Annotated in this window: 23 protein-coding genes, 3 pseudogenes and 1 other annotated feature; of the genes and pseudogenes, 13 read left to right on the top strand and 13 right to left on the bottom strand. The window is 40.9% G+C overall.

Annotated elements, in window-relative coordinates:
- Positions 1 to 18: 18 nt before the first annotated feature.
- The 3 genes from F890_RS08720 to ilvA form a co-directional block, all read right to left on the bottom strand.
- On the bottom strand, positions 19 to 1359 hold the full coding sequence (locus tag F890_RS08720; RefSeq protein WP_004646778.1) for a TrkH family potassium uptake protein: 1341 nt from the start codon (positions 1357 to 1359) through the stop codon (positions 19 to 21).
- Positions 1356 to 2012: a potassium channel family protein gene (locus F890_RS08715; protein WP_004646780.1), complete on the bottom strand. Its 657-nt coding sequence runs from the start codon at positions 2010 to 2012 to the stop codon at positions 1356 to 1358. The genes F890_RS08720 and F890_RS08715 overlap by 4 nt, the downstream gene beginning before the upstream one ends.
- Before the next feature lie 165 nt (positions 2013 to 2177).
- Positions 2178 to 3716, bottom strand: a complete 1539-nt coding sequence (ilvA, locus tag F890_RS08710) for a threonine ammonia-lyase, biosynthetic (protein WP_004646781.1) — start codon at positions 3714 to 3716, stop codon at positions 2178 to 2180.
- A gap of 104 nt (positions 3717 to 3820) precedes the next feature.
- On the opposite strand from ilvA, the gene rpiA reads away from it, so the two are divergent.
- The 7 genes from rpiA to F890_RS08675 all read left to right on the top strand — a co-directional run bounded on the left by rpiA (position 3821) and on the right by F890_RS08675 (position 10540).
- A complete protein-coding gene (gene rpiA / locus F890_RS08705; RefSeq protein ID WP_004279784.1) occupies positions 3821 to 4492 on the top strand; it encodes a ribose-5-phosphate isomerase RpiA in 672 nt (223 codons plus the stop codon).
- Between the two features lie 138 nt (positions 4493 to 4630).
- Positions 4631 to 5311, top strand: a complete 681-nt coding sequence (locus F890_RS08700) for a M48 family metallopeptidase (protein WP_004646782.1) — start codon at positions 4631 to 4633, stop codon at positions 5309 to 5311.
- Positions 5312 to 5494: 183 nt separating this feature from the next.
- Positions 5495 to 6550 (top strand): N-acetyl-gamma-glutamyl-phosphate reductase, encoded by a 1056-nt coding sequence (argC, locus tag F890_RS08695; RefSeq protein ID WP_171057010.1) that lies wholly within the window; start codon positions 5495 to 5497, stop codon positions 6548 to 6550.
- A 77-nt stretch (positions 6551 to 6627) separates the two neighbouring features.
- The gene (locus tag F890_RS08690) at positions 6628 to 7377 is read left to right on the top strand and encodes a DUF6776 family protein (protein ID WP_004279781.1); all 750 of its coding nucleotides are present in this window, start codon (positions 6628 to 6630) and stop codon (positions 7375 to 7377) included.
- Positions 7378 to 7395: 18 nt separating this feature from the next.
- Entirely contained in the window at positions 7396 to 7809 is a 414-nt protein-coding gene (clpS, locus tag F890_RS08685; RefSeq protein ID WP_004279780.1) for an ATP-dependent Clp protease adapter ClpS, read from the top strand.
- A gap of 9 nt (positions 7810 to 7818) precedes the next feature.
- Positions 7819 to 10095, top strand: a complete 2277-nt coding sequence (gene clpA, locus F890_RS08680; RefSeq protein WP_004646785.1) for an ATP-dependent Clp protease ATP-binding subunit ClpA — start codon at positions 7819 to 7821, stop codon at positions 10093 to 10095.
- A 91-nt stretch (positions 10096 to 10186) separates the two neighbouring features.
- The gene (locus tag F890_RS08675; RefSeq protein ID WP_004646786.1) at positions 10187 to 10540 is read left to right on the top strand and encodes a YnfA family protein; all 354 of its coding nucleotides are present in this window, start codon (positions 10187 to 10189) and stop codon (positions 10538 to 10540) included.
- A 102-nt stretch (positions 10541 to 10642) separates the two neighbouring features.
- On the opposite strand, the gene F890_RS08670 is transcribed toward F890_RS08675, so the two are convergent.
- From F890_RS08670 to F890_RS08660, 3 genes are all read right to left on the bottom strand, one after another.
- Complete coding sequence (locus F890_RS08670; RefSeq protein ID WP_004646787.1) at positions 10643 to 11116, bottom strand: hypothetical protein; 474 nt, start codon at positions 11114 to 11116, stop codon at positions 10643 to 10645.
- Between the two features lie 104 nt (positions 11117 to 11220).
- Entirely contained in the window at positions 11221 to 12141 is a 921-nt protein-coding gene (gene argF / locus F890_RS08665) for an ornithine carbamoyltransferase (protein WP_004280178.1), read from the bottom strand.
- A gap of 113 nt (positions 12142 to 12254) precedes the next feature.
- Complete coding sequence (locus tag F890_RS08660) at positions 12255 to 12902, bottom strand: TetR/AcrR family transcriptional regulator (protein WP_004646788.1); 648 nt, start codon at positions 12900 to 12902, stop codon at positions 12255 to 12257.
- A gap of 230 nt (positions 12903 to 13132) precedes the next feature.
- Here F890_RS08660 and prpB point away from each other — a divergent pair, with 230 nt between their 5' ends.
- Entirely contained in the window at positions 13133 to 14017 is an 885-nt protein-coding gene (prpB, locus tag F890_RS08655; protein WP_004280180.1) for a methylisocitrate lyase, read from the top strand.
- Positions 14018 to 14021: 4 nt separating this feature from the next.
- Positions 14022 to 15161: a bifunctional 2-methylcitrate synthase/citrate synthase gene (gene prpC, locus F890_RS08650; protein ID WP_005266499.1), complete on the top strand. Its 1140-nt coding sequence runs from the start codon at positions 14022 to 14024 to the stop codon at positions 15159 to 15161.
- A 64-nt stretch (positions 15162 to 15225) separates the two neighbouring features.
- On the opposite strand, the gene F890_RS08645 is transcribed toward prpC, so the two are convergent.
- Both F890_RS08645 and F890_RS08640 read right to left on the bottom strand, forming a co-directional pair.
- Positions 15226 to 15846 carry a hypothetical protein gene (locus tag F890_RS08645; protein WP_005266498.1) on the bottom strand — a complete coding sequence of 207 codons (621 nt, stop codon included), beginning with the start codon at positions 15844 to 15846 and terminating at the stop codon, positions 15226 to 15228.
- A gap of 102 nt (positions 15847 to 15948) precedes the next feature.
- Positions 15949 to 16425 carry a CinA family protein gene (locus F890_RS08640; protein ID WP_004280184.1) on the bottom strand — a complete coding sequence of 159 codons (477 nt, stop codon included), beginning with the start codon at positions 16423 to 16425 and terminating at the stop codon, positions 15949 to 15951.
- A gap of 257 nt (positions 16426 to 16682) precedes the next feature.
- Between F890_RS08640 and F890_RS08635 the strand changes: the two genes are divergently transcribed.
- Both F890_RS08635 and F890_RS08630 read left to right on the top strand, forming a co-directional pair.
- The gene (locus F890_RS08635) at positions 16683 to 16913 is read left to right on the top strand and encodes a hypothetical protein (RefSeq protein WP_004280185.1); all 231 of its coding nucleotides are present in this window, start codon (positions 16683 to 16685) and stop codon (positions 16911 to 16913) included.
- Positions 16914 to 17535: 622 nt separating this feature from the next.
- A complete protein-coding gene (locus F890_RS08630; protein WP_005266497.1) occupies positions 17536 to 17811 on the top strand; it encodes a hypothetical protein in 276 nt (91 codons plus the stop codon).
- Between the two features lie 101 nt (positions 17812 to 17912).
- Here the strand turns inward: F890_RS08630 and F890_RS08625 are convergent, their stop codons facing one another.
- On the bottom strand, positions 17913 to 18257 hold the full coding sequence (locus F890_RS08625) for a hypothetical protein (protein WP_005266495.1): 345 nt from the start codon (positions 18255 to 18257) through the stop codon (positions 17913 to 17915).
- Positions 18258 to 19485: 1228 nt separating this feature from the next.
- On the opposite strand from F890_RS08625, the pseudogene F890_RS19410 reads away from it, so the two are divergent.
- Together F890_RS19410 and F890_RS18775 are read left to right on the top strand one after the other, a co-directional pair.
- A pseudogene (locus tag F890_RS19410) lies at positions 19486 to 19664 on the top strand (type II toxin-antitoxin system HigB family toxin); the annotation flags it as partial.
- Between the two features lie 211 nt (positions 19665 to 19875).
- On the top strand, positions 19876 to 20016 hold the full coding sequence (locus F890_RS18775) for a hypothetical protein (protein WP_005107128.1): 141 nt from the start codon (positions 19876 to 19878) through the stop codon (positions 20014 to 20016).
- 41 nt (positions 20017 to 20057) lie between these two features.
- Here F890_RS18775 and F890_RS08620 read toward each other — a convergent pair whose 3' ends face one another.
- From F890_RS08620 to F890_RS08605, 4 genes and pseudogenes are all read right to left on the bottom strand, one after another.
- Positions 20058 to 20693, bottom strand: coding sequence for an SOS response-associated peptidase (locus tag F890_RS08620; protein WP_005266487.1), 636 nt, complete (start codon positions 20691 to 20693; stop codon positions 20058 to 20060).
- A gap of 226 nt (positions 20694 to 20919) precedes the next feature.
- Positions 20920 to 22132 (bottom strand): annotated as a pseudogene (locus tag F890_RS08615) (alpha/beta hydrolase family protein).
- 159 nt (positions 22133 to 22291) lie between these two features.
- On the bottom strand, positions 22292 to 23431 hold the full coding sequence (locus F890_RS08610) for a catalase family protein (protein WP_005266477.1): 1140 nt from the start codon (positions 23429 to 23431) through the stop codon (positions 22292 to 22294).
- A gap of 268 nt (positions 23432 to 23699) precedes the next feature.
- Positions 23700 to 24641: pseudogene (locus tag F890_RS08605) on the bottom strand (IS3 family transposase); the annotation flags it as partial.
- Positions 24528 to 24644, bottom strand: a sequence feature (AL1L pseudoknot). It overlaps the preceding pseudogene by 114 nt.
- Positions 24645 to 24668: the final 24 nt, after the last annotated feature.

The raw sequence follows: 24668 nt of genomic DNA, 5'->3' as shown, positions 1-24668 counted from the left end.
GGTTTTTTTATAGATAGATTAGCCAATCTGGATTTCTGAAGGCGGATGTTTGAGACGACTCTTTTTCGGAGTCGCAATAAAATAAGCAAGCGTCAGTGGCCCTAGACGCCCTGCGAACATTAACAGCATTAGAATAATCAAACTGGCAGGTTGTAGTTCCTCTGTTACCCCTCGGGACAAACCGACGGTACAGGCCGCAGACACGGCTTCAAACAACAGATCCAGAAAATCCTGCTCAGGTTCCAGGATTAATAAGCTCATAAAACCCATCATGATCAATGCTGCAGTAATACACACGACGGCCAATGCTTTAAACGTAGTTTTTTCAGGAATAGAGTGATTAAACAGCCGGATCTCATCTTCGCGTCTTAAAAAACTGATTACGCTGATGACCACAATAATAAACGTACCGACCTTAATGCCGCCCGCCGTACTTAAGGAGCCGCCCCCGATAAACATGAGCAGCATGGTAACGAGACTGGATGCATCGCTCATTTGTTCCATTGGCAAGCTATTAAAACCTGAAGAGCGGGGAACGGTGGCATGGAACCAGGCATTCACGGCCTGATCGCCCAAACTCATGAGACCCAAGGTGTGTGGATTGGAAGCCTCTAGTAGCCAAAGTACGATAAAAGCACTTAGGTTCAGACCCAGAATCGTTGAGAGGATTAGCTTGCTGTTGGTACTCAACTTACGCCAGCGCTTATGTTCTTTGACGTCCATCAGCACCAGAAAACCGATACCGCCAATGATATACAACATACTGATGGTAAAGGTAATCAGATATTGCCCTGAAAAACTCATCAAGCTATTTGGAAATAGTGAAAATCCACCATTATTAAAAGCGGAGACACTATAAAAGGCTGCATAAAATAATGCATCAGTGAATTGATATTCTTTAAGCCAGGACAAGGTCAGAATCAGCGTGCCGATCGCTTCAAAGAATAGAGAATATAAAAACACGGCTTTAATGGTAAAACTGACTTTTTTCAGACTAGTTTGTCCAATGGACTCCTGTGCCATGACTTGTTGTTTTAGCCCCAGTTGCGGTGCCAGACTCATCACTGCCAGAATGGCAAAGGTCATAAAACCCAAGCCGCCGCATTGCAACAAAAACATAATCACGATTTGACCAAATACGGTATAGGCTTCACCGACATTCACCACCGATAGCCCGGTAATGGTCACAGCAGAAGTTGCTGTAAAAATCGCCTCCAGCCAGCTGATTTCTCCATGATGTGCAATAGGCAGCATCAATAGCAGTGAGCCGATCAGAATTAATCCGAGAAAACCCAAAGCCAGTAAGCTCGGAGGACTGAGGTTAATCGTCCTGTGTTGCTTTAAATCAGAACTTTTCATAAATGTTTAAAATATTTAGCAAGACGGCGCAAAGGTTCCAGCAATCCTTCAACCAGTAAAATGTCGCCTTCTTGAAGAATCTGATTGGCATCTACGTGGTATTGCAGCGTAGATCCGCGTTTATGTAATAAGGTGGTAATTTCAGGTATATGCTTCATCAACTGATTCAACGGTGTACCATGATGATCTGCATGAATCTCGATCTTGACAATATAGTGATCATCTTCAAGTGACATATAACGGCTAACCATCGGGTAGCTGAGTGATTGTGCCACACGGACGCCCATATCTTCTTCTGGGTGAATAATTTTTTCGACGTTCAGATGGGTCAAAATCATATGGTGGGCTTTGGATTTGGCTTTGGCCCAAATTTTCTTTACACCCATATTTTTCAGATGCAGTACACACAGAATGCTGGCTTCAATATCTTCACCAATTGCGACTACGACCGCTTCACAGCGCTGGATATCCAGTTCATCCAGGACATGCTCATCGGTTGCATCGGCAATGACCGCATGGGTGAGCTGATCGGAAATATTTTCCACATATTTTTTATCGAGATCGATTCCAATCACATCATGTTTCAGGCTGATCAGTTGAGTCGCCACTGTTGCACCGAAGCTGCCCAGCCCAATGACTGCAAATAATGCCATGCATATTTCCTTAAATCTTTTTATTTCAAATCAGTTCATGTCTAAGTATGTATCTTAAAGATTTTTATAGTTTTCAGCTATCTGGCCTTACATAAATACTTCATACATTTTCATTCAGCCGGACATAAAAAAACCGCCTCGAAAGGCGGTTTATGTTTGAAAGAATTACTTCAAGAAACGTTGATAACCCAGATTATTGGTAATTTCCTGATATGGATAGGTAATGGTTTCGAGAGTTTCGATCAAGCCATCCGGATTCTGTTGTGCATCGGTTGCTTCAAGACCCACCAGAACACGTCCTTCAGCAGCGCCGTGGTTCCGGTAGTGGAACAAGGTGATATTATGGGTTGGGCCAAGACGTTCCAGGAACATCAGTAAAGCGCCAGGACGCTCCGGGAATTCCACGCGGAACAGGCGCTCATTTTCAATATCGGCATGACCACCGATCAGGTAACGGATATGCAGTTTGGCCACTTCGTCATCAGACAGATCGTCAACGTCATACTGGAACTTTAAGGTTTCATAAATTTCCTGACGTTCTTTCTCGCCATTTTTCAGACTGATGCCGACAAAGACTTGCGCAGCAGAAGCATCGCTGGCACGGTAGTTAAATTCAGTAATATTACGGCCTTGTAATGCACGGCAGAAACTCAGGAATGAACCTTTCTGTTCCGGAATGGTCACGGCAAAAATCGCTTCTTTGCGTTCACCCAGTTCGGTACGTTCAGCGATATAACGTAAACGGTCGAAGTTCATGTTGGCGCCGCAGACAATCGACACCATGTTCTTCCCTTCGATGCCATGTTCAGCCACGTATTTTTTAATACCTGCCAGAGCCATTGCACCAGATGGTTCTACAATGCTACGGCATTCGTCATAAGTGTCTTTAATCGCTGCACAGACTTCATCCGTATTCACCAGCACCACATTCGGTTCCACGATTGGGCCAGAATTGTCCGATTTTTGCAGACGAATCACATCAAATGGTTTTTCACCAATTTGGGCTACCGCTGTACCATCAGCAAACAAGCCCACAGATGGGAGAATCACACGTTCATTTGCTTCTAAAGCAGCTTTTAAACAGGCAGATTCGTCGTATTCCACTGGAATGACTTTAACGTGGGGTGCGACATCACCTAAATACGCTGCAACACCTGCGATCAGGCCACCACCGCCAACTGCGACAAACACGTAATCCACATCGCGCCATTGACGCAGGATTTCATTAGCAATCGTACCTTGGCCAGCAATCACCAGTTCATCATCATAAGGCGGAATGAAGGTCATGCCATCTTCCTGGGCACGTTGAATCGCATACTTGTTGGCGACATCAAATGAATCACCATGCAAAACCACTTCGCCACCAAGACGCTTAACCGCCTGTACCTTGATATCAGGTGTGGTTTTAGGCATCACAATAATCGCGCGAATACCCAGCTTTTTCCCTGAGAGTGCCACGCCCTGTGCATGGTTACCCGCTGAAGCAGTAATAACGCCACGTTCCATTTGTGATTTCGGTAATTGACTAATACGGTTATAGGCACCGCGTAGCTTGAATGAAAAAACCGGTTGTAAATCTTCACGTTTAAAGCGGATATTATTATTGAGTCGTTCGCTAATTCGTGGCGCTGCTTCGAGTGGAGTTTCGATTGCAACATCGTAGACCGTTGCTTGTAAAATTTGTCGAACCAAACGAGACAGCATGTTAATTTTCCATCTAACAGTTTAAAATAGGGGCTTATTGTAACAAACCACACGGCTTTGCGGTTTAAAAAAGCTGCAAAAGTCCAAAATAGTTGAGTGAAGCCATGAGTCTATATGCAACCCAAGATGAGAAAAAACAAGCAGCAGCCAAAGCCGCTTTAAAACACTTGCCAAAAGGGGGCATTTTAGGCGTAGGTACAGGCAGTACTGTAAACTTTTTAATTGACTTATTGCCTGAGCTGCAATTGGAAGCTGCGGTAGCCAGTTCAGAAGCAACTGCACAACGCTTGAAAAAACTCGGCATTGAAGTGGTAGATATGAACTCTGTCAGTGGTCTGGATGCTTATGTTGATGGTGCAGATGAAATTGATCGTCATATGCATATGATCAAAGGTGGCGGTGCAGCGCTGACACGTGAAAAGATTGTTGCCTCTATTGCGAAAAAATTTGTGTGTATCGTGGATGATTCTAAATGGGTTGGACAATTAGGGCGTGAGTTCCCGCTTCCTGTAGAAGTGATTCCAATGGCGCGTTCTGCAGTCGCGCGTAAAATCGTATCTTTAGGTGGCGATCCTGCGTACCGTGAAGGTGTGGTCACTGACAACGGTAATGTGATTTTAGATGTGTACAACCTGAATATTCTAAATGCACTTGAACTGGAAAAAACCTTAAACGATATTCCGGGCGTGGTATGTAACGGTATCTTTGCGATCAACAAAGCAGATATCGCCATTGTCGCGACTGATAACGGAATTGAAGAGCGTACAGCGGTTTAATTAAACTTTCTAGAAAAAATCCCTCTAAATCTCCCTGAGCGAAGTTTTGAAGCACTGCTTTAAAACAAGTGCAAGAAGGGAGACTTTTAAAAGCCCCTCTTTGAAAAAGAGGGGGTTAGGGAGATTAAAAAAACTATAATGACCTTATCCGATCTACCCGAAATCCAAATCACCCGAAATGTCCGTTCAACCCGGTTACGTTTGCGTGTCGATGCGACCCAGATTCGCCTCACAGCCCCGGTTTTTTGCAGCAAAAAACAGATACGGCATTTTATTGAACAATCTGAAAGCTGGCTGATTAAAACCTGGCAATCCCAGCAAGAAAAAATCGAAAATATTGACCGGACGTTACCGATTGAGCTGCGGTTATTTAATCTAAAAGAACCTGTACAAATTTCTTATCAAAGCCAGAAGAGCAACTTCATTTTTGATCATAAAAATTTACAGCTTTGCATCAGTGACCGACATCCTGAAGAATATTTAAAAACTTTCGTGATTGCCTACGCAAAAGAACAGCTTCCTTCATATTTAAATCTTGTCTCACAGCAATGTCATTTGCCTTTTAAAAACTGCAGTATTCGACAACCTAAAACCCGGTGGGGCAGTTGTTCGGCCAAACATGACATTATGCTGAATAGTGCGCTAGTATTATTTCCTGAAGAGGTCACGCATTATGTCGCTGTCCATGAACTGGTACACACAAAGCATTTTGATCATAGTCCACGCTTTTGGGCAGAAGTTGCTAAGCATGATCAGCATTTCCAGCAGCATCGTATAACGCTGAAAAATACGCCGTTGCCATATTGGTGGGGTGCCTAAAACCATAATTAATAAGTCCATATAACTCTATTGAAATAGCCTAAGCAAATTAAAAGTTTCATGATCAAAATCGGACTTATCCTACTGATCAATTAAAAAACCAGCAAACCCCAGTGAAATGGTTTAGAAAACCTCAACTTCCTGTCATACTAGGCTGTATAAAGGAAACATTTATTTGAGGTAATCATCGTGATTTCAGTGGGTATTGTGGGTGGTACGGGTTATACAGGCGTTGAACTTTTGCGTCTTTTGCTACGACATCCAGATGTAAATGTAACAGCACTGACATCACGTACTGAAGCAGGTCGTCGTGTAGATGACATGTTCCCAAGCTTGCGCGGGCATACCAATCTTAAATTTTCTGATTTGAGTCTGGGTTTATTAAAATCATGCGATGTGGTGTTCTTTGCAACGCCGCATGGTGTCGCAATGAAACATGCCGAAGAGCTGGTTGCTGCAAATACCAAAGTGATCGACTTGGCGGCAGATTTTCGTTTACAAGATCTTGAACAGTTTGAAAAATGGTATGGCATGCAACATGCATGTCCAGAACTGTTAAAAGATTCTGTTTATGGTTTATCTGAGCTAAATCGTGAAGAAATTAAAAAGGCCAGTGTGATCGGGAATCCGGGGTGTTATCCAACTACAGTTCAGTTGGGTCTGGCGCCGGTCTTAAAAGCGGCTGAAGCATTGGTGAAACCTGAAAGCATTATTATCGATGCCAAATCTGGTGTATCAGGTGCAGGTCGTAAAGCCAGTCTGGGCATGATTTATTCTGAAAATTCCGATAATTTTAAGGCCTATGGTGTAGCGGGTCATCGTCATCACCCTGAAATTGTCGAAGCATTGGAAAAAATTTCAGGTCAAAAAAATGTGTTTGATCATATTTTATTTGTACCGCATTTGGTGCCGATGATTCGTGGTATGTTGTCGACCATCTATATCGATTTAACTGAAGCAGGCCAATCAGCAGATTTACAAGCGCTATATGAGCAGTTCTATGCCAATGAAGCATTTGTCGATGTTATGCCGGCGGGTAGCTCACCCGAAACCCGTTCAGTGCGTGGAGCGAATCAGTTGCGTATTGCCTTGTATAAGCCACAACCAACGAAACTGGTTGTACTGGTTGCACAAGACAATCTGGTAAAAGGGGCAGCAGGTCAGGCTGTACAAAACATGAACCTGATGTTTGGTTTTGCTGAAGACGCTGGCTTAAATAATATTGGTTTATTACCATAAAAAACGTATTAGAACTTCACACACATTTAGATTTGCATTTAAATGTGTGTCTTGATTAAAGCAAACAAGAGATCAAAATGCCGAATAACGAGTCAAATACGACGCTTCCTCAGGAACCCGGGACTAAGAAACCATTCATGAAAGGTAATACGCCCTTGGCCATTGGTGCGGCTGTATTGATCTTAAGCAGTGGCGTACTCGGATATACCGTAGGACATCGTCAGGGTTTGACTGCGGCGGGTTATGATGCAGATGCAGAGCAACTGGTCGATGTGGTACAGACTCAGAAAGCCAGTCTTGAAACACTGAACAAGACGCTGAATACTGCGGTTCAGGAGCGTGATCTAGCTGTCAGCAACGCCAATGATCTGTATCTGGCCATGACCAAGGCACGTGATGAACAGGTGCAGGCTGAAAGTGTAGGAACCATTTATCGCGAAATTTTGCGTCAGCGTGGTGGTTTGGCATTGGCGGTTCAAAACCTGTCGATTAAACCATTACCCGAAAATGCCTTTGAATACCAGATTGATCTGGTTCAGGTCAGTCCAGGCAAAAGTCGTGCTTCAGGTAGTGTGGAACTGCGCCTGATTAAAGGGACTGAAATTCTGGTGGTACCACTGGAAGATAAAAACTTTAATTTTGAAAATTATGAGCGACTCACTGGCCGCTGGACCATGCCGAAAGGCTTTAAACCAGAATTTATTGAAGTGCGTCTTACTGGTGCCAAGCCTGTGATTCGTCGTTTTAGTTGGGAACAGGGCAAAGCAGTCGAAAATCAGTCTGCCACCTTGTCAGAAATTCCGAAAACCGAAGCAAATGCAAATTAAGTGTGAAATATAAATCTTATGCCAAGCAATAAACGTCAAATGTGTTTAAGTGATATTAAAAATTCTTTTAATGAGTCTGGAATCGTTGATTGGCATATCAGCCCACGTTTAGCAAATGAACCCTCTGAAGACGGTGATTCTGACTTAGCTGTACAGACTGCACCGCCAGAACTGAAACGTCCACCGTTGTATGCGGTTGTTTTATTAAATGACGACTATACGCCGATGGAGTTTGTAATTGAAATTTTACAACAATACTTTGCAATGAATCTTGACCAAGCTACACAAGTAATGCTAACTGTACATTATGAAGGAAAGGGTGTAGCTGGGGTTTATCCTCGAGACATTGCGGAGACCAAAGCGAACCAAGTCAATAATTATGCTCGATCACAAGGTCATCCGTTACTTTGCCAAATAGAGCCTAAAGATTAAGGGGGTTACATGCTCAGTCGTCAATTAGAAGTATCACTACGTTTGGCTGTCAGCATGGCTCGTCAAAAGAGACATGAGTTCCTGACCGTAGAACATTTATTGTTAGCCTTGCTCGACAATGATTCAGCCGTGAATGCTCTCAAAGCATGTGGTGCGGACATCATCGTGTTGCGTAAGGAATTAGAAGAGTACGTAGAACAACATACCCCTAAACTTGGTGAAAATAGTGATCAGGCACCACACCCGACAGAAAGCTTCGACCGGATCTTGCAACGCGCGATTTTTCACGTGCAGTCAAGCGGCGGCGATCGTACTGTAGAAGGTGCTGATATTCTGGTTGCCATGTATTCTGAGCGTGACTCATTTGCAGTCTATCTGCTGAAACGTCATCAAATTAACCGTCTGACCCTGACTCAGTACCTGTCTCATGGTACCCGTAAAGAAGATGTACAGTCTGAAGAAGAAATCGAAGATCTAGATGGCGAATCAGCATCTTCAGCAAGTTCAGGTCCACTTGAACTTTATACCACTAACCTGAATGTTGAAGCACAAAAAGGTAAGACCGATCCACTGATTGGTCGTGAAAAAGAAATCGAGCGTGCCGCGCAAATTCTTTGCCGCCGTCGTAAAAATAACCCACTCCTTGTCGGTGATCCAGGTGTCGGTAAAACCTCGATTGCTGAAGGGCTGGCTTGGTTAATTGTCAATGGTAAAGCGCCAAAACCACTGGAAAATGCTGAAATTTTCAGTCTGGACATTGGTGCTTTGGTGGCAGGAACCAAATACCGTGGCGACTTTGAAAAACGCTTGAAACAGCTTTTAAATGCGTTGAAAAAGAAACCTGAAGCAGTGCTGTTTATTGATGAAATTCACATGATTATTGGTGCAGGCTCGAGTATGGGCAGTACCATGGATGCATCGAATCTGATCAAACCGGCGCTGGCAAATGGTTCTTTACGCTGCATCGGGTCAACCACATTCCAGGAATACCGTCAGGTCTTTGAGAAAGATCATGCTTTATCGCGTCGTTTCCAGAAAATTGATGTGAATGAGCCATCTATTTCTGAAACTATTGATATCCTACGTGGTCTGAAATCGAAGTTTGAAGATTTCCATCATGTGGAATATGAAGATCAAGCCTTAGTGTCTGCGGTAGAACTTTCTGCGAAATTTATCAACGACCGTTTCTTGCCAGATAAGGCGATTGATGTCATTGATGAAGCCGGTGCTCAGCGCCGTCTCAAAGCAGAACAAGATGACAGTTTAATCACCGTAGAAAATATTGAAGACATCGTTTCTAAAATTGCGCGTATTCCTCCGAAAACTGTCTCTAAAGATGACAAGAGTGTGCTGGAAAATCTTGAGCGTGATTTAAAACGTGTGGTCTTTGGTCAGGATGAAGCGATTGAGGCCTTGGCTTCTGCAATTAAACTGTCACGTGCCGGTTTGAAGTCTCCAGATAAGCCTGTAGGTAGTTTTGTCTTTGCGGGTCCTACAGGTGTTGGTAAAACCGAAGTGACCAAGCAGCTCGCGAAACAGATGGGTGTGGAACTGGTTCGTTTTGATATGTCGGAATACATGGAACGTCATGCAGTGTCACGTTTGATCGGTGCACCTCCGGGCTATGTCGGTTTTGATCAGGGTGGCTTGCTCACCGATGCGATTCACAAAAATCCGCATTGTGTGCTGTTGCTAGACGAGATCGAAAAAGCGCATCCAGATGTGTTTAACCTCTTATTGCAGATTATGGATCATGGTTCATTGACTGATAATAACGGGCGTAAATCTGATTTCCGTAACGTGGTCTTGGTACTCACCACCAATATTGGTGCTGAAAGTATTTCACGTGTCAGCATTGGTTTTATGGAACAGGACAATAGTAACGATAATCAGGAAGCGATGAAGAAAGTTTTCTCGCCAGAATTCCGTAACCGTCTCGATGGCGTGATTCAGTTCAAGGCATTACCAAGCAGCATTATTGAAAATGTTGTAGATAAATTCCTGACTGAACTTCAAGCACAACTAGATGACAAAAAAGTCATGTTGGAAGTGGATCAGAGTGCACGTGAATGGATGTCAGAACATGGCTATGACCGTTTAATGGGCGCACGTCCAATGCAACGTTTGATTCAGGAACACCTGAAAAAACCGCTGGCTGAGATGATCCTGTTTGGTGAGCTGGCTGAAAATGGCGGCAATGTTGCAGTATCTGTGAAAAAAGAAAATGGTAAAGCGGTTGGCTTAAAACTTGAAGTTTTTGAAGACCAGACTGCTGAACCAGCTTAATTAATAAGAAGGATCAAACCCGTGCTTGCACGGGTTTTTTCATGGACTCATATTTTAAATTATCAAATTCATATCATTTAAAAGATAAATTATGGATATTCAAGTTACCAAGCTGTTCACGACATTTTTACTGTTTTTAGTCACGGCATTGATGGAAATTTTAGGTTGTTATTTTCCCTATCTGATTTTAAATCAGGGGAGAAGCCACTGGTTATGGATTCCGACAGCTCTGGCTTTGGCGGCTTTTGTCTGGCTGTTAACCTTGCATCCAGCTGCTTCAGGACGGATCTATGCCGCTTATGGCGGTATCTATATTTTTTCAGCACTGATGTGGTTGCGCTTCGTTGATCAAGTGACTCTATCGCGTTGGGATCTACTTGGTGGCATGGTGGTAATACTGGGCGCGTTGATTATTATTTTGCAGCCGCAAGGCTTGGTGCGTTAGCAAGATATAACAGTAAACCTTATTAAAAAAGGTAGCCACGGCTACCTTTTGTTTTCAGGATTCTTGAATCCTGAATCGAAATAAATGTCTTATGTGTTTAGATTATTTTAATTTGCAATCTTTCTGGGAAATATCCGTTTTATATGTTTGTGTCTGCGAGTTCAGGCTGAGTTCAACCTTGTAAGGGTTCTCAATCTGATAGCGATGCTCAAAGAAAATTTCACAATTATTGAGCAGATTATTGCGAATGACTTTCATCACTTCTTTGCGCCCCAGGTCTTTTTCAAACTGGCTAAAATCGGGCGTGATGATCATGCCTTTCAGTGTGGTTTTATTGGCACTTAACTGTAATTGTTCAATAATCGTATTTTGATCAATCTGCAATGGTAAAGTTCTGGAATCCTCTGCACTGAGCACTGCGAGCAATTCATTCAGCTCAGCTTTTTTCTGAATTTTAAATTTGCTGTCAATAATATTTTTTTCTTGAAGATATTGGTCAAATTCAGAAGCATGCACCGGTAAGGCGACACTGCTAAAACCAGTCAAGAGTGCCAAAGCCCAATATTTTTTTTGCATTGTATAAAATCACTTTTTATTCCATTTCAACAATGATTATAAGAGCTGAGACAAAAAAAGCACCAGAGATTGGTGCTTAATTTGTGAAGATTCATCTTAAAAAATTAGTCTTTTTTCAGATTTTCATTAATCAGGAATTCAACCAAAGCTTTTTGCGCGTGCAAGCGATTTTCCGCTTCATCCCAAACCACAGCATTTTTATGGTCAAGCAGATTTTCTGAAATCTCTTCACCACGATGTGCAGGCAAGCAGTGCATAAACAAGCAATCCGGATGTGCAAGATCCATCAGACGTTCATTTACCTGATAATCTGCAAAGGCTTTTTCACGGATCTTTTGTTCTTCTTCCTGGCCCATGCTTGCCCAAACGTCAGTCACGATCAGATCAGCATTCACCGCTGCATCTTCAGCAGAAGGAACCAGTTCCACACAATGGGCAAATTCAGACAGGAATTTTTCTTGTGGCTCATAGCCTTTTGGCGCTGCAATTTTCAGATTAAAGCCCCACATATGTGCAGCTTCAATATAAGAGTTACACATATTGTTGCCATCACCAATCCAGGCAACAGTTTTACCTTCGATTGAGCCACGTTGCTCTACATAGGTCTGCATGTCAGCAAGTAACTGGCAAGGGTGGTGGTCATCAGTCAACGCATTAATCACTGGAACTTTTGAATAAGATGCAAAACGCTCCACGATATCATGACCGAAAGTACGGATCATCACGATATCCAGCATGCTTGAAATCACACGTGCAGAATCTTCAATCGGTTCACCACGACCTAACTGGGTATCGCGTGAAGACAGGAAAATCGCGCTACCACCAAATTGGCTCATGCCAGCTTCAAACGAAACACGCGTACGGGTACTCGATTTCTCAAAAATCATGCCCATCACTTTACCAACAAATGGTTGGAACACTTCATTGTTATGCTGTTTGCGCTTAAGCTCAATTGCGCGTTGCAAAATCTGGTTAAGTTCTAAAGTTGATAAATCGCGTAAGGTGAGAAAGTGACGGAGAGCCATTCGTTACTCCACAATAATTGCCGAAAAACTCGATCAACAATCAGTTGTTGGTTAGTTTAAGAAAAAATACGGAATCGGCTAATATACTATAAGCAATGAAAAATGCAAAAAAACTAGACTTTTTGATGACCGTCTAAAAAGCGATCCACACAATAACTGATGTATTTGTCGATTTCCTGATCATCTTCCTGTACCGGAATTCCCATCAGAATACGCCATTCCAGATTGCGCAAAATACCAAAATACAGCTGTGCAGAATATTGCGGATTTTCGCAATGCAGTAAACCTTGCGCATCTGCCTGTTCTAAAGCCGTGGCAATGGCACTTTGCACATGCACCGGGCCTCGCTCATGAATATGTTGAGCAAGTTCCGGATTGCGCTGACTTTGTTCCAGCACCAGACGCATAAAGGCCGAGTTTTCAGGTTGCATAATCTGGTGATAAAAATTGAGCAACGTGTGTACTAAATAACTACGAAAATCCAGTGCCATCAGTTCGATCGGAATACTGATATCTTCAAAAAACTTGATACGACGATAATCGCAAATGGCTTTAAACAAGCCTTCTTTATTGCCAAAGTATTTATAGATCGAAGCTTTGGAGCCTCCGGCATGCTGGACGATATCATCCAGAGACACAGCATCATAACCCCGTTCCAGAAACAGCTCGGTTGCACTGATCAGCAGCGCAATACAACGCTCATGACCACGTTTGGTCTGTGGCAGATCTTTGGCGAGCGGTTCTAGGGCGAGGTCTTGCATAGGAGATAATACATCAACATGTCAATAGAGATTGAAACGCCATCATAGCAAATATATGCACATATTTCATAATTGCGCCGGATAAGTGCGCTATTTGCTGATTAGGTAAAGCAAAACTTAAAAATTTGACTAAAGTTTTAGAGTATTTGTTCTATCGGGTTATGGAATGAGCAAGCCAAATGAGTATACTCGAATTTCAATAATTATAGCCAAGACTGTGGAAAAGGAAGATGACAGAACAAATGTCTGCAGGTTTAAGATTTAGACAAGCGCTTGAAGTCGAGAAACCATTGCAAATTATGGGCACGGTAAATGCCTATGCTGCCATGATGGCCAAACAGGTCGGTTATAAAGCCATTTATTTATCAGGTGCGGGTGTCGCGAATTATTCTTATGGTTTGCCTGATCTGGGCATGACCAGCCTGGATAATGTTCTTGAAGATGTACGCCGAATCACTGAACGTGTGGATACACCTTTACTGGTTGATATCGATACCGGTTGGGGCGGTGCATTAAATATTGCCCGCACGATTAAGCAGATGATTGCAGCAGGAGCCGCTGCGGTTCATATTGAAGATCAGGTGGCACAGAAGCGTTGTGGTCATCGTCCAAATAAAGAAATCGTATCGCAGCAGGAAATGGTCGATCGTATCAAAGCGGCTGTAGATGCGAAAACCGATTCAAACTTCGTGGTGATGGCGCGTACCGATGCGCTACAAAAAGAAGGCTTGCAAGCCGTGATTGATCGTGCTTCTGCCTGTGTTGAAGCGGGTGCAGATGCGATCTTTGCTGAGGCGATGACCGATATCACCATGTACCGTACAGTGTGTGATGCGGTCGGTGTGCCAGTCTTGGCAAATATTACCGAATTTGGTGATACACCGTATTATACGGTTGATGAACTGGCGGAGCAGGGCATTGGCATGGTGCTGTATCCGTTATCAGCGACACGTGCAATGCAAAAAGCCGCACTTGAAGTGATGCGTTCAGTACGCGAACATGGTACTCAGGTAAATGTGCTGGATATTATGCAACAACGAAAAGAACTCTACGAATTTTTAGATTATCACAGCTTCGAAGACACATTAGATAAACTGTTTAAACAGGAGAATTAAAAAAATGGCTGAAGGAAAAGTACTCACTGGCGCAGGATTGCGCGGACAAGTGGCAGGTAAAACCTCACTTTCAACAGTAGGCAAAAGTGGCGCAGGCCTGACCTATCGCGGTTATGACGTACAGGATCTGGCTGAACATTGCCAGTTTGAAGAAGTCACTTACCTGATTTTCTTCGGAGAATTGCCGACATCAGAGCAATTGGCAGCCTACAAAGCCAAACTGAAATCCTTACGCACTTTACCTCAGGCATTAAAAGAAGTCCTTGAGCGTATTCCTGCCGACTCACATCCAATGGATGTGATGCGTACTGGCGTTTCCATGCTGGGCAATCTTGAAACTGAGCAATCTTTTGAGCAGCAACAGGATATCGCAGACCGTATTTTGGCAACTTTGCCGGCAATCATTTGTTACTGGTATCGTTATAGTCATGACGGCGTACGTATTGAAGAAAATACTGACGATGATTCGATTGGTGCACAGTTCCTGCATTTACTGCATGGCGAAAAGCCAAATAAATTACATGAACAGGCCATGAATGTATCGTTGATTCTGTATGCAGAGCATGAATTCAATGCTTCAACCTTTACCGCTCGTGTGTGTGCATCAACGCTGTCAGATATGCATTCCTGTATTACCGGTGCAATCGGTTCCTTGCGTGGCCCTCTACATGGTGGCGCCAATGAAGCTGCAATGGATATGATCGAAAACTGGAAGTCGCCTGAGGAAGCTGAGCGTGAAATGCTGGGCATGCTGGAACGTAAAGAAAAAATCATGGGCTTCGGTCATGCGATCTATAAGGACAATGATCCGCGTAATGGCATTATTAAAGTCTGGTCGGAGCGTTTAGCCAAAGATGTCGGTGATACCGTACTTTATCCAGTGTCAGTGCGCTGCGAAGAAGTCATGTGGCGCGAGAAGAAATTATTCTGTAATGCCGATTTCTTCCATGCGTCTGCTTATCACTTTATGGGCATTCCAACCAAGTTGTTTACCCCGATCTTTGTTATGTCACGTGTGACAGGCTGGGCAGCGCATGTGATGGAACAGCGTGCTGACAACCGTATTATCCGTCCAAGCGCAGACTATACCGGACCAGAACTACGTAAAGTAGTGCCAATCGCTGAGCGTTCTACAGCGGCTTAATCCGTAAATGTCCTAGAATAAAAATAAGGTCTCAATTGAGACCTTATTTTTTTAGTGAATTCTGTTATCGGCTTAACAGTGCCGGATCTTCAATGCTATAACCTGTTTCAAAAGGAATACCCAGATACTTTACTACTACTAGGGTCTTATTGTGTCGCGGGACTTTATAGGCCTGGCTAATTTTCAAGCCTTGCTGATAACTGACTGCTTGCTGAACCGGACTTTTTTGTGAGCCAGATTTCACTTGATATTGATAGGTCCATTTTGGCACTTTTTCCTGAGGGTCATGCCAGGCAGGTGCGCTACCTTTTGTTGTCTTTAAAACCTTAAGCTGTGGCTTTGATTTTTGAATCGGATTTAATGGAACTAAACGTTTTTTGATTTTGGCAATGTCCTGATCAAACTTGCGACTGTCTTGATCATAATCGATGCGCTTGGTTTTAGGATTGATATATAAGGAACTGACCTGAATCAATTGATTTGGTTTTTGGGATTTAAAATTATAATAATACAGTTGAGGCAAGCGTCCACGACCATCAAGATAGTGACGCATGATATAAAGCTTCTGTTCTTTGACTTCATAGCCTAGAACTTCAATATTTTGTGGGCCGCCTACGGTAGCGAAAGTCAGAGTGGGCAAGCTCAGAGGGAGCAGAAGCAGTGCGGTTTTAATATTCATGGTCATTCCACCCTCAAAAAAATAGATTGGCATTTGATCATGCCAATCTATCTTAAAATACGGTAGAAATAATGAAGCTTATTCAAGCTACACAGTAACTTTGAAAGCTTAGCTGTTATTCAACAGATTGATCATGTCATGTGCAACCACAGCTGACAGTTTGTTGAGGCGTTCAAGTGGCGAGCCTTTGAGATAATACTGGAACTGATGGATTTGCGTGCCATCATTAATGGCCACAAAAAATGTTCCTTCCGGTTTCTCTGGTGTCGCGCTACCACCTGGTTTAAGCAATCCTGTACAGGCGATAATCCAGTCAGCATCACGGAACATTTTTTTACCTGCTTCCGCCAGAGCAACCGTTACCGGCATAGATTCCGCGGTATGACTATTGATCAGATTCTTGGAAATGCCCAATACAGAAGTCTTGACACTTACATCGTAGCAGATCAAACCACCAATCAGAATTTCGGCACCTTCTCCTTTACAAATGGAGAACTGGCTACTGAGATATCCAGAACTTGCGCTTTCGATAAAGGCAATTTTTATGTTTTTCTCTTCGAGTAAGCCGCAACAGGTTTTTATCATAGTCTCTATATTTTCTTTTCTTTGTGGGAGTGATTTTAGATCAATTTAGACAGATTTTTTCTGTCGATCAACTCCAAGTATATTTATATTTTTATGAAAGTTAAAATTTTTTTCATAGATTAGTGTAATTTCATGTTGATCTGATCGCAAAATCTGAATGGTTAAAGCTTGGGCTATTTTCAAAAATAGAGGTTTCTTCTCAGGCGGAACAGTGGTAAAAATAAAAATAAAGTGCTTAGTGAAAGTAGGGTGTTGGAATGAAAACCACAGTAAAATATGTAGTCTTAAAAAGTCTTGACTATCAATTGGGTACACCATTATTTCAGGAAGAAATTGACGCTGATGGTCAATATTTTGATCAGATACCAAGCACAATTTCTTATCAGAACTTGCAGTTCAAAGTAAAAAGCAAAGAGCTTAAACGTTTGCATCTGGCCGAAGAGCAGGAAGATACTCAAACAATTATCGTCAAAGTGGTCAATATCTAATAAAAACTGAATAGAATAAGCCTCTTTTAAAGGGGCTTATTTATTATAAATAGATTAATAAATATAATTACAAACAATGATTTGATCTAAGTTTATACCAAAATAATAAGTAAAAATATTTGAATTAAAGTCAAGATAAATTCGAAACAGCTTAAGTGTTATTGGTGAGGTCATGTTAAGTATCGTATTTCATCACAATTAAGAATATTCAAAAAGAATTGGATTTTTAATATTTTATTTAATTTTTTAAAAATATAGAAGATTTAGATTTATTTTTATATATTTATAAATATCAATAGTATAGTTATTAAGTGGTTCTATTTAATAACACTTTTTAAATTTTATTAAAAATTTTTATATATATGAAATAGGACTTAAGTTATTCCTTTTATTGGATAATAAATTTTTGACCTATAAAATCTTTCATTATGTTTCTATTGCATTATATCAGGTAATTTATGTTGCGCATTAATCTCCACTTCAAGTACTTAGCTTACTATTTATTACATTGAATTAATCTGTAACAGGTTAAAGGTTGGCGAAATCTAAAAAATGCGTAGAGTAGATATTAAGTCGAAACCTATCGGCTTTTAATTTAAAGCAAATAGTAAGGAATACCACCATGGCTAATAATCAACAGCAAGACCAACAGAAACAGCAGCAACAACAGCAACAGCAAAATCAGCAACGCAATCAAGATCAGCAGAGTCAACAAAACAACCAGCAAAACCCAAATCAGCAACAAAATAACCAGCAACAACAACAGCCGCAGGGTGGTCAAAACAACCAGCAACAGCGCGACCAGCAGCAACAAAACCAGCAAGGCCAACAGCAACAACAGCCACAGCAAAACAGTAACCAACAGCAACAACGTTCACGCAATCAACAAGATCAGTGAAAACCACAGCGTTAATTCTGTTTAAGATATACGCTCTTCATAAAAAAACCGCCTGAATCAGGCGGTTTTTTTATATTTCATTGCATGATTAGACTAAGTATTTATGAACACTGAATATTGGCTTTTAGCTTGTAGAAATTCAAGGCATTGTCTAGGTCGGTGAGCAACTCTTTTTCTGTATATTCCTTGGGAGCAAGTTTTAGCAGAGCAGGCATGTAGTTATTTTTATATTCTTTAGGATATTGTTCACACAGGATGCGTGTTCTTTCTTCCAAACTAATTGTTGAAGAGTCGAGTTTGTCCAGATAAGCACTGAGTTGATTATCTGACTGTTCAAACTGCGCTTTAATATTTGCAGCAGCCTCGGCTGAATTCTCTGCTTGCTGTTTTTGGCAGCCGCTTATTGCCAGACTCATCAATAAAGTAATTAGTATGCGATTTTTCATGCTGCCAAAATATTGTTAATGCTCATATGAAAAATTATAGAGAGAAATGACTAAAAAGAAAGCAGGGATCTATAAACTTTATGAGACATTGAACATTCATAACATCCGATATTGACTGAAATAAGGAATTTTCTTCTAAAAATCTAAATTAACCCATTCTCACTTATAGGTTTAGCAATTCTTCTTGGGTTTTGGTTATTTAATCGTCTTATTTGCTCATTAAAAAGATTTTTGGATAAATTACAGTCATTTAATTAACAAAAGTAATGGTTTTTTCATATTTTGAAACATTGCATCTATATATCCTACACAGATTGGCTGCATGGCTAGTGATATCTTGGCGTCATTCTAAGAACTTAATGAAAATAATTAAAAATCAGCACATTATAAGGCCTGTTTAATTTAGGAGAGTTAAACAGGCTTTTTCTTTTCCGTCTTAAATCTGGTTTTTTCTTTGCTGATTGTATTTTTTGCTCACTCTCTTTCACATAAGTTTTCATACACAACATAAAGCCTGAAAATTCCCTCAGGAGAGATACATGAATAGATGTTATTTATATATCTCTTTTCACGAAAAGACAGGACAAAGCTATGATGAGATGTATATGCGCATTTGGCATGGGCGTGATGGTCGGCTGTTGTTTTAAATCTTGCAAAGAGAAAATGTGTCAGATGATGAGCAGCAAGCATTGTAAAAGTGATCATTGTAAAAAGGATCAGACGACTCAAGTTGAAGAGCCTGTACGAACTTAGCCCCAAAAGCTTCAATTTTACTTAAAGGCTAAACAGAGCTGAGTACTGAAGTTGTTCTAGATCGCTGATCCAATCATTTTGTATTGAGTCATTCTATATTTAAAGCAATAAAGCTTGATGTTGGATCGAGCTTTTTACACTCAGGAGAAAAACATGATGCAATTTATATTTTGTTTATTTGGTCTTCATGGTGCGACTGAAATTACCTACACGTGTGACCATGATGAGGTCAAACAGTGTCGTGATTGCTTGAAAAATATTGAATAATGTGCCAAATCATCAGACATATTAATGGAGATCAATCCCCGTTCAATCATCAGTTGGCGGGGTTTTTCTTTACTGATAAAATTTTTGGATCTAAACATAATTTCTCACAAGGAATACTTTATAAGAGAATCATTTCAATAGGATTATATTTTAATAGATTCTTAGCTGCTTAGAACTGAAATAGCAAAATACTATAAAATATATGTAGGTGAGCATCTACGCTCGAACTCTTGGAGAAACTCAAAAGTGGTCATAGGCTGAAACAGCATTAGATGGTTGGTATGGAATAATTAAGGCCAATCATCCTAAAGGTTTTGCTGAGATGAAAAGACTTTTCCGGCAGTGGATCAGGTTAGAAAATTTCATGTATTCGATATCGGCTCGCACGCGAATTCATATTCTTTGCTGTACCATCTACGATCAGGCTGAACAGCTTATTTGCTCAGATGGACTTCAGGAATTGTGAAATGTAAAAGAGCACTTGAAGGAAAGTTTGTCTTTTAAAAAAACTGAATGTGCAACATAAATAACATTGATGTTTAGCAGCAGATGTCATATTTATTTCTTAATACAGATATGAAGTATGAAGGAGATGCATATGACAAATAAGCCAGAGCAAGAATCAAATCCGCATAAAGAATCAAATGATGATAAAGGGAATCAGGCATCTTATAAGCATGTCAAACCAGAGAAAAAACCCAATGCAGAACCGGAAAATCCATTGAGAGAGCAAAAATAGCTTTTTCACATGGACGAAGCCCTAACTTGGTTTAGGGCTTTTTAATTTCCCAATAAGCGTTGATCTCTAGGCTTTGCAATAAATTCATCTTTCATTTCAAAGAAAAATTCATGGGCTTGTTCATGATCGCAGTGCAACCAGTCATGTCGTGATTTTTCCGGAATCACAATGATCGAGCATTTTTCGTCATTCGGATCATGAAACTGTTTCATAAAGGGATGTTGATCTGAATTTATGGTTAGCATCGAAAATGATCTGATTTTCTCACCATCAATGTGTGCGTCATCATAAATCGCCGCCACGGTAAAAGGATTGCCATCTTCACGTGAAATACCAAACCAGTGCGGTTTGCCGTCTATATATTTAGGCTCATAGAAGGTATCGACCGGTACTAAAGCAAACTGGTTGTTTTTCCAGGCATGTCGAAAATTCGGTTTGGATGCCACTGTTTCAGTCCGTGCATTATAGGTATGCCGGCCATATTTCAATTCTTTCGCCCAGGCTGGAATCAGTCCGAAACGTGCAATATCCAGCTCAAATTCGTCAGCACCGCGCATAATGATTGGAGCAGGCGCTAAAGGATAAACATGCCTTTTTATTTCCAGTTCGAGTTGATCTTCATGAATATCTAATAAGGAAAGACGTTTTTTTGAGGGGAATTCATAGTTCGAGCACATAAATAACCTCTTTCATTCTAATTATTGTTTGCTAAAGAATTAAAGTATAAAAATGATGGGCTCAAAACAATTCGAAATCGTAAGTATAGTTTTAACAGAAAGTAAGAATACGGATTAATATCAGTTTATCCTCTTTATAGAATAGTGCTTATTTAAAGGACTATTCTATAAATATGAAGATTAAAATATTTGAGTCTTTAATGATTAAATGCAAAAGCTCGCCGGGTTATTTTGTAGCGCAGGTGCTCAAAGCTTTTCCTTGTTCAACTGAATGGATAAAGTTTCCAATCAGAAATTCACTCTGTCTTAAGGAATCACGATGATCTCCATTTTTGACGAGATGGAAGACGATAGATTTTTGCTTTGTACATACCTGCTGGTAGTAAGCATAAGTACCACGATAATCGACCAGTTGATCTTTCTCACCTTGTACCAGCAGAACTGGCACAGTCGGTTTCATATTCTCAATAGACTGTTCTTTTAAATAATTGGTCAAAGGTGCCAGATTTACATTTGAATTAAAGACAGTCTTAGGTGCTTGTTTTAGGTCAGATTGTAATTCTGACAAACAGCGACTGCGTGCATGATTAAGAATTTCTCCCATTTCTGGGCTCACTAAATTTGCTGGAGCAAGCAGCGGATCTGCAGCCTCTGCTCCTAAAAGCACAATTGGAAAAAATGCGGCGACATTAGTCGTGATTTGCGAATTGCTGGCAACATATTCAGCGATTCCTTCATATTGATAACTGCCTGGTGCCAGTGCAATTGCCCCACGAAGATTAAATTCAGGCGCATCTTTTTGACCGGATGCTGCAACTTTAATAGATGCTGCACCTCCTTGACTATGACCCATAACATACCAATTTTTACTAAAGCTATAAGGCTTTAAATGGTGGATCGCTCGTACAGCATCAACGACAGTATGCAACTGACTTCGCGCATTCATATAAGGATGACCGCCCGGAGTGCCTAAACCTTGATAATCAGGTGCAACGACTGCATAGCCGCGAGCGAGCCAGGCATTCAATGCTTTAGCAGCGATTTGCTGATAGACATGGACTCCCGCCCACATAATCCCCAGAGGGTGCACATGTATCAGCAACGCCAGTTGTACCATGCGCCCAAGCCAGAACAGGCCAGCCATCTTTAGGGAATTTGCCTTTAGGTAACAAGATATAGCCTGAAGTGACAATGGGTTCGGATTTTGTGCCACGACTGCGATAATTAATTAAGAAACGTTGTGAGGCATTCGTAAACAGATCAGTATTTTGTTCTTGTATAGATAATATTGTACCCGGTATTTTTTCCGAAATATGAGATGCTTGGATTTTGCTGTTATCGGGAAGTGGAGGAGAGGCTATTGCATATGTTGAACCTGAACATAAACAGCTCATGATTAATTTAATAATAGGAGATTTAATTTTCATCGCTGAAACCATTTTCCTTTTTATAATGTCATTTTTAATGTAGCAGCTTTATTTATGTTTCTAAATTAACTCTGCACAGAGTTTGTAAACTAAAGCTTTTAAGTTAAGGCGAATGAGCAGTACAACAGGTTATTTTAGTTTAGCTAATAACTTCATATAAGCACTTATATTTTAATGTGGTTCTGATCTGTGAGTAGAATTCATATCATGTCTAAGCTGACTAATACGATCATAAATCACCTTTCGCATTCGGTTTATTACTCCCAGAGGTTTGTGCTCTGGTAGTGTATGCCATGGTGTAAAAGAGAGGTTTTCACAAAACTTGTTTTGTTCAGGCGTATCAAAAACTTGTTGGGGAATACGGATAGTGGCTACCTTGTAAAAAGGTGCTTGGCTTTCTTGCCATTCAGTCATGGAATCTTCGACCGACATGCTGTTTGATGTTCTAGGCTGTACCAGAAACTCCATACATGCTTCACTTTTTTGCAAATGTTTGCGCAGGTTTTCTCTTAGAAAATTATGATGGGGAGCATGTGGAAGAGGATCTATCACTGTCGAACATGCTTGAGCTGAATACTTTACAGCTTGACGATCAGTGCCTATTCCTAATTGATAGGGCACCATAGACCAATATCTAGTTTGCAAAGGATTAGAAATTTTATTTCTCGTATTTAAGGCAATCCAGGTTCCTTTAGCTCCTAATGCAAAAGGAATATGCAGTTTATTAAAAAATCTATCGCTATTTATATCTTGCATAAATGACATATATCGGACTGGATCATTCACAAAAAAGACAGGATGATTGATCATAATGAAATCTTGAGTAGAGGTTTCATCATCTAAAAGCTTTTCTCCCGGTACAGCCAGAAGTTTTATCGCCATGCCACGGGCATCTTTTTTAATATCTGCTTGTTGGGCATCTTTAGAACCATTAGAGAAACGAATCCAGGCTTGATATGTTTTTCCCGGAATAAAAACACCTTGAACCAAGTTTTTAGGAAGAACTTCATCTACTTTGAATTCTGCACGTACACAACCATGTGCTTTGGGATGGGCATCACGTAGCGCGATACCTGTGGAATATTCTTTCCGAATCGATATCTCAATTATATCTGCGATTTTTTCAGTTATGTTTGCTTCATCAGGATAAAGACTTTCACTTAAATGATGATCTATATTGGGATGAATATTATCTTTTGGAGAGTTAGATACTATAGGGGAAGTGTTAGCATATGCAGCACTACAAATACTTATTGCCATTAGAGGGAGGAAGACTAGACCCGAGCATATAGGTTTTATAAAGTTAGGCATTGATTTTCTCCTTGCTATAAAGCTAGAGTTAGTTTTAATTTTTTAGCCTATGATCTGAAAATTCTTTGGACATACTTTAGCCATAAAATAATGATAATGTCTGTGTAATTATCGATCTTCAGATTTAAAGTCCATCCAACTCCTTTCTAAAAATGTTTCCATTCTTTATCGTGTGCTCAATATAGAAGCCGATTTATGTTCTTACTTTAATTTAACTCAGCACAGAGTTTGAACCGTACCGGGTTTGTCGGAGACTTTTTTATTTAAGTTAGGCCACCTGACCTAACGGGTTAATCTTATCATAGTACATTGCTTCAAACTCAAAAGGCGATACATAACCCAGTGCACTGTGTACACGCTTTTTATTGAACCAATCTACCCAGTTTAGTGTCGCAAGTTGTACATCTGCTAAACCTTGCCAATCTGCTTTTAAATATTCAATCACCTCTGTTTTGTATAAGCCATTCACCGTTTCAGCCAAAGCATTATCGTATGAATCACCAGTTGTACCGACTGATGCTCGTAAATTTGCAGCTTCTAAACGATTGGTATAGCGAATAGAAAGATATTGAACACCTCTATCGGAATGATGAATCACATTCTTTGGCATGCCTCGATCGTGCAATGCTTGCTCAAGTGCATCGAGTACCATATCTGTATTCATCCGTGTAGATACTTTCCATCCAACAATTGCTCGTGAGAACACATCAATAATAAAGGCGGTATAGACCCAGCCTGAATGAGTTTGAATATACGTAAAGTCACTGACCCATAATTGGTCAGGTCGATCAGCACTAAAATTACGTTTCACTAAATCATCTGCTCGTTTTTGGTCATCTCGGCTACGGGTGGTTTGTTTGTTCTTACCTCGCCAAACACCTTGTATACCTAGCTTTTTCATCAATCGAGCAACAGTACAGCGTGCAATAATATAGCCTTCACGTTTCAGTTTTTGCCAGACTTTACGTACACCATATCGACCTGAACTTTCCTTCCAAATTCGTTTAATTTGTTCAGCATGATGCTCATCATGTAAATCTCGCTTTGCTCGATGTTCTGGATTTTCGCAGAGATCTAGAGTCCGGTAATAGGTTGAAGCTGCGATCGGTAAAATCCTACAAATCGCATCAACACCATATAAGTCTTTATTGTTATGGATGAAATCCACCATTATTTGTGTGGGCGGTCGAGCTCCGCCTGGGCGAAAAAAGCGGCTGCTTTACGTAGAATTTCATTG

The sequence above is a fragment of the Acinetobacter sp. CIP 64.7 genome, assembly GCF_000369745.1.
Taxonomy (GTDB): domain Bacteria; phylum Pseudomonadota; class Gammaproteobacteria; order Pseudomonadales; family Moraxellaceae; genus Acinetobacter; species Acinetobacter fasciculus.
This window is presented reverse-complemented; position numbering and strand designations above follow the sequence as displayed.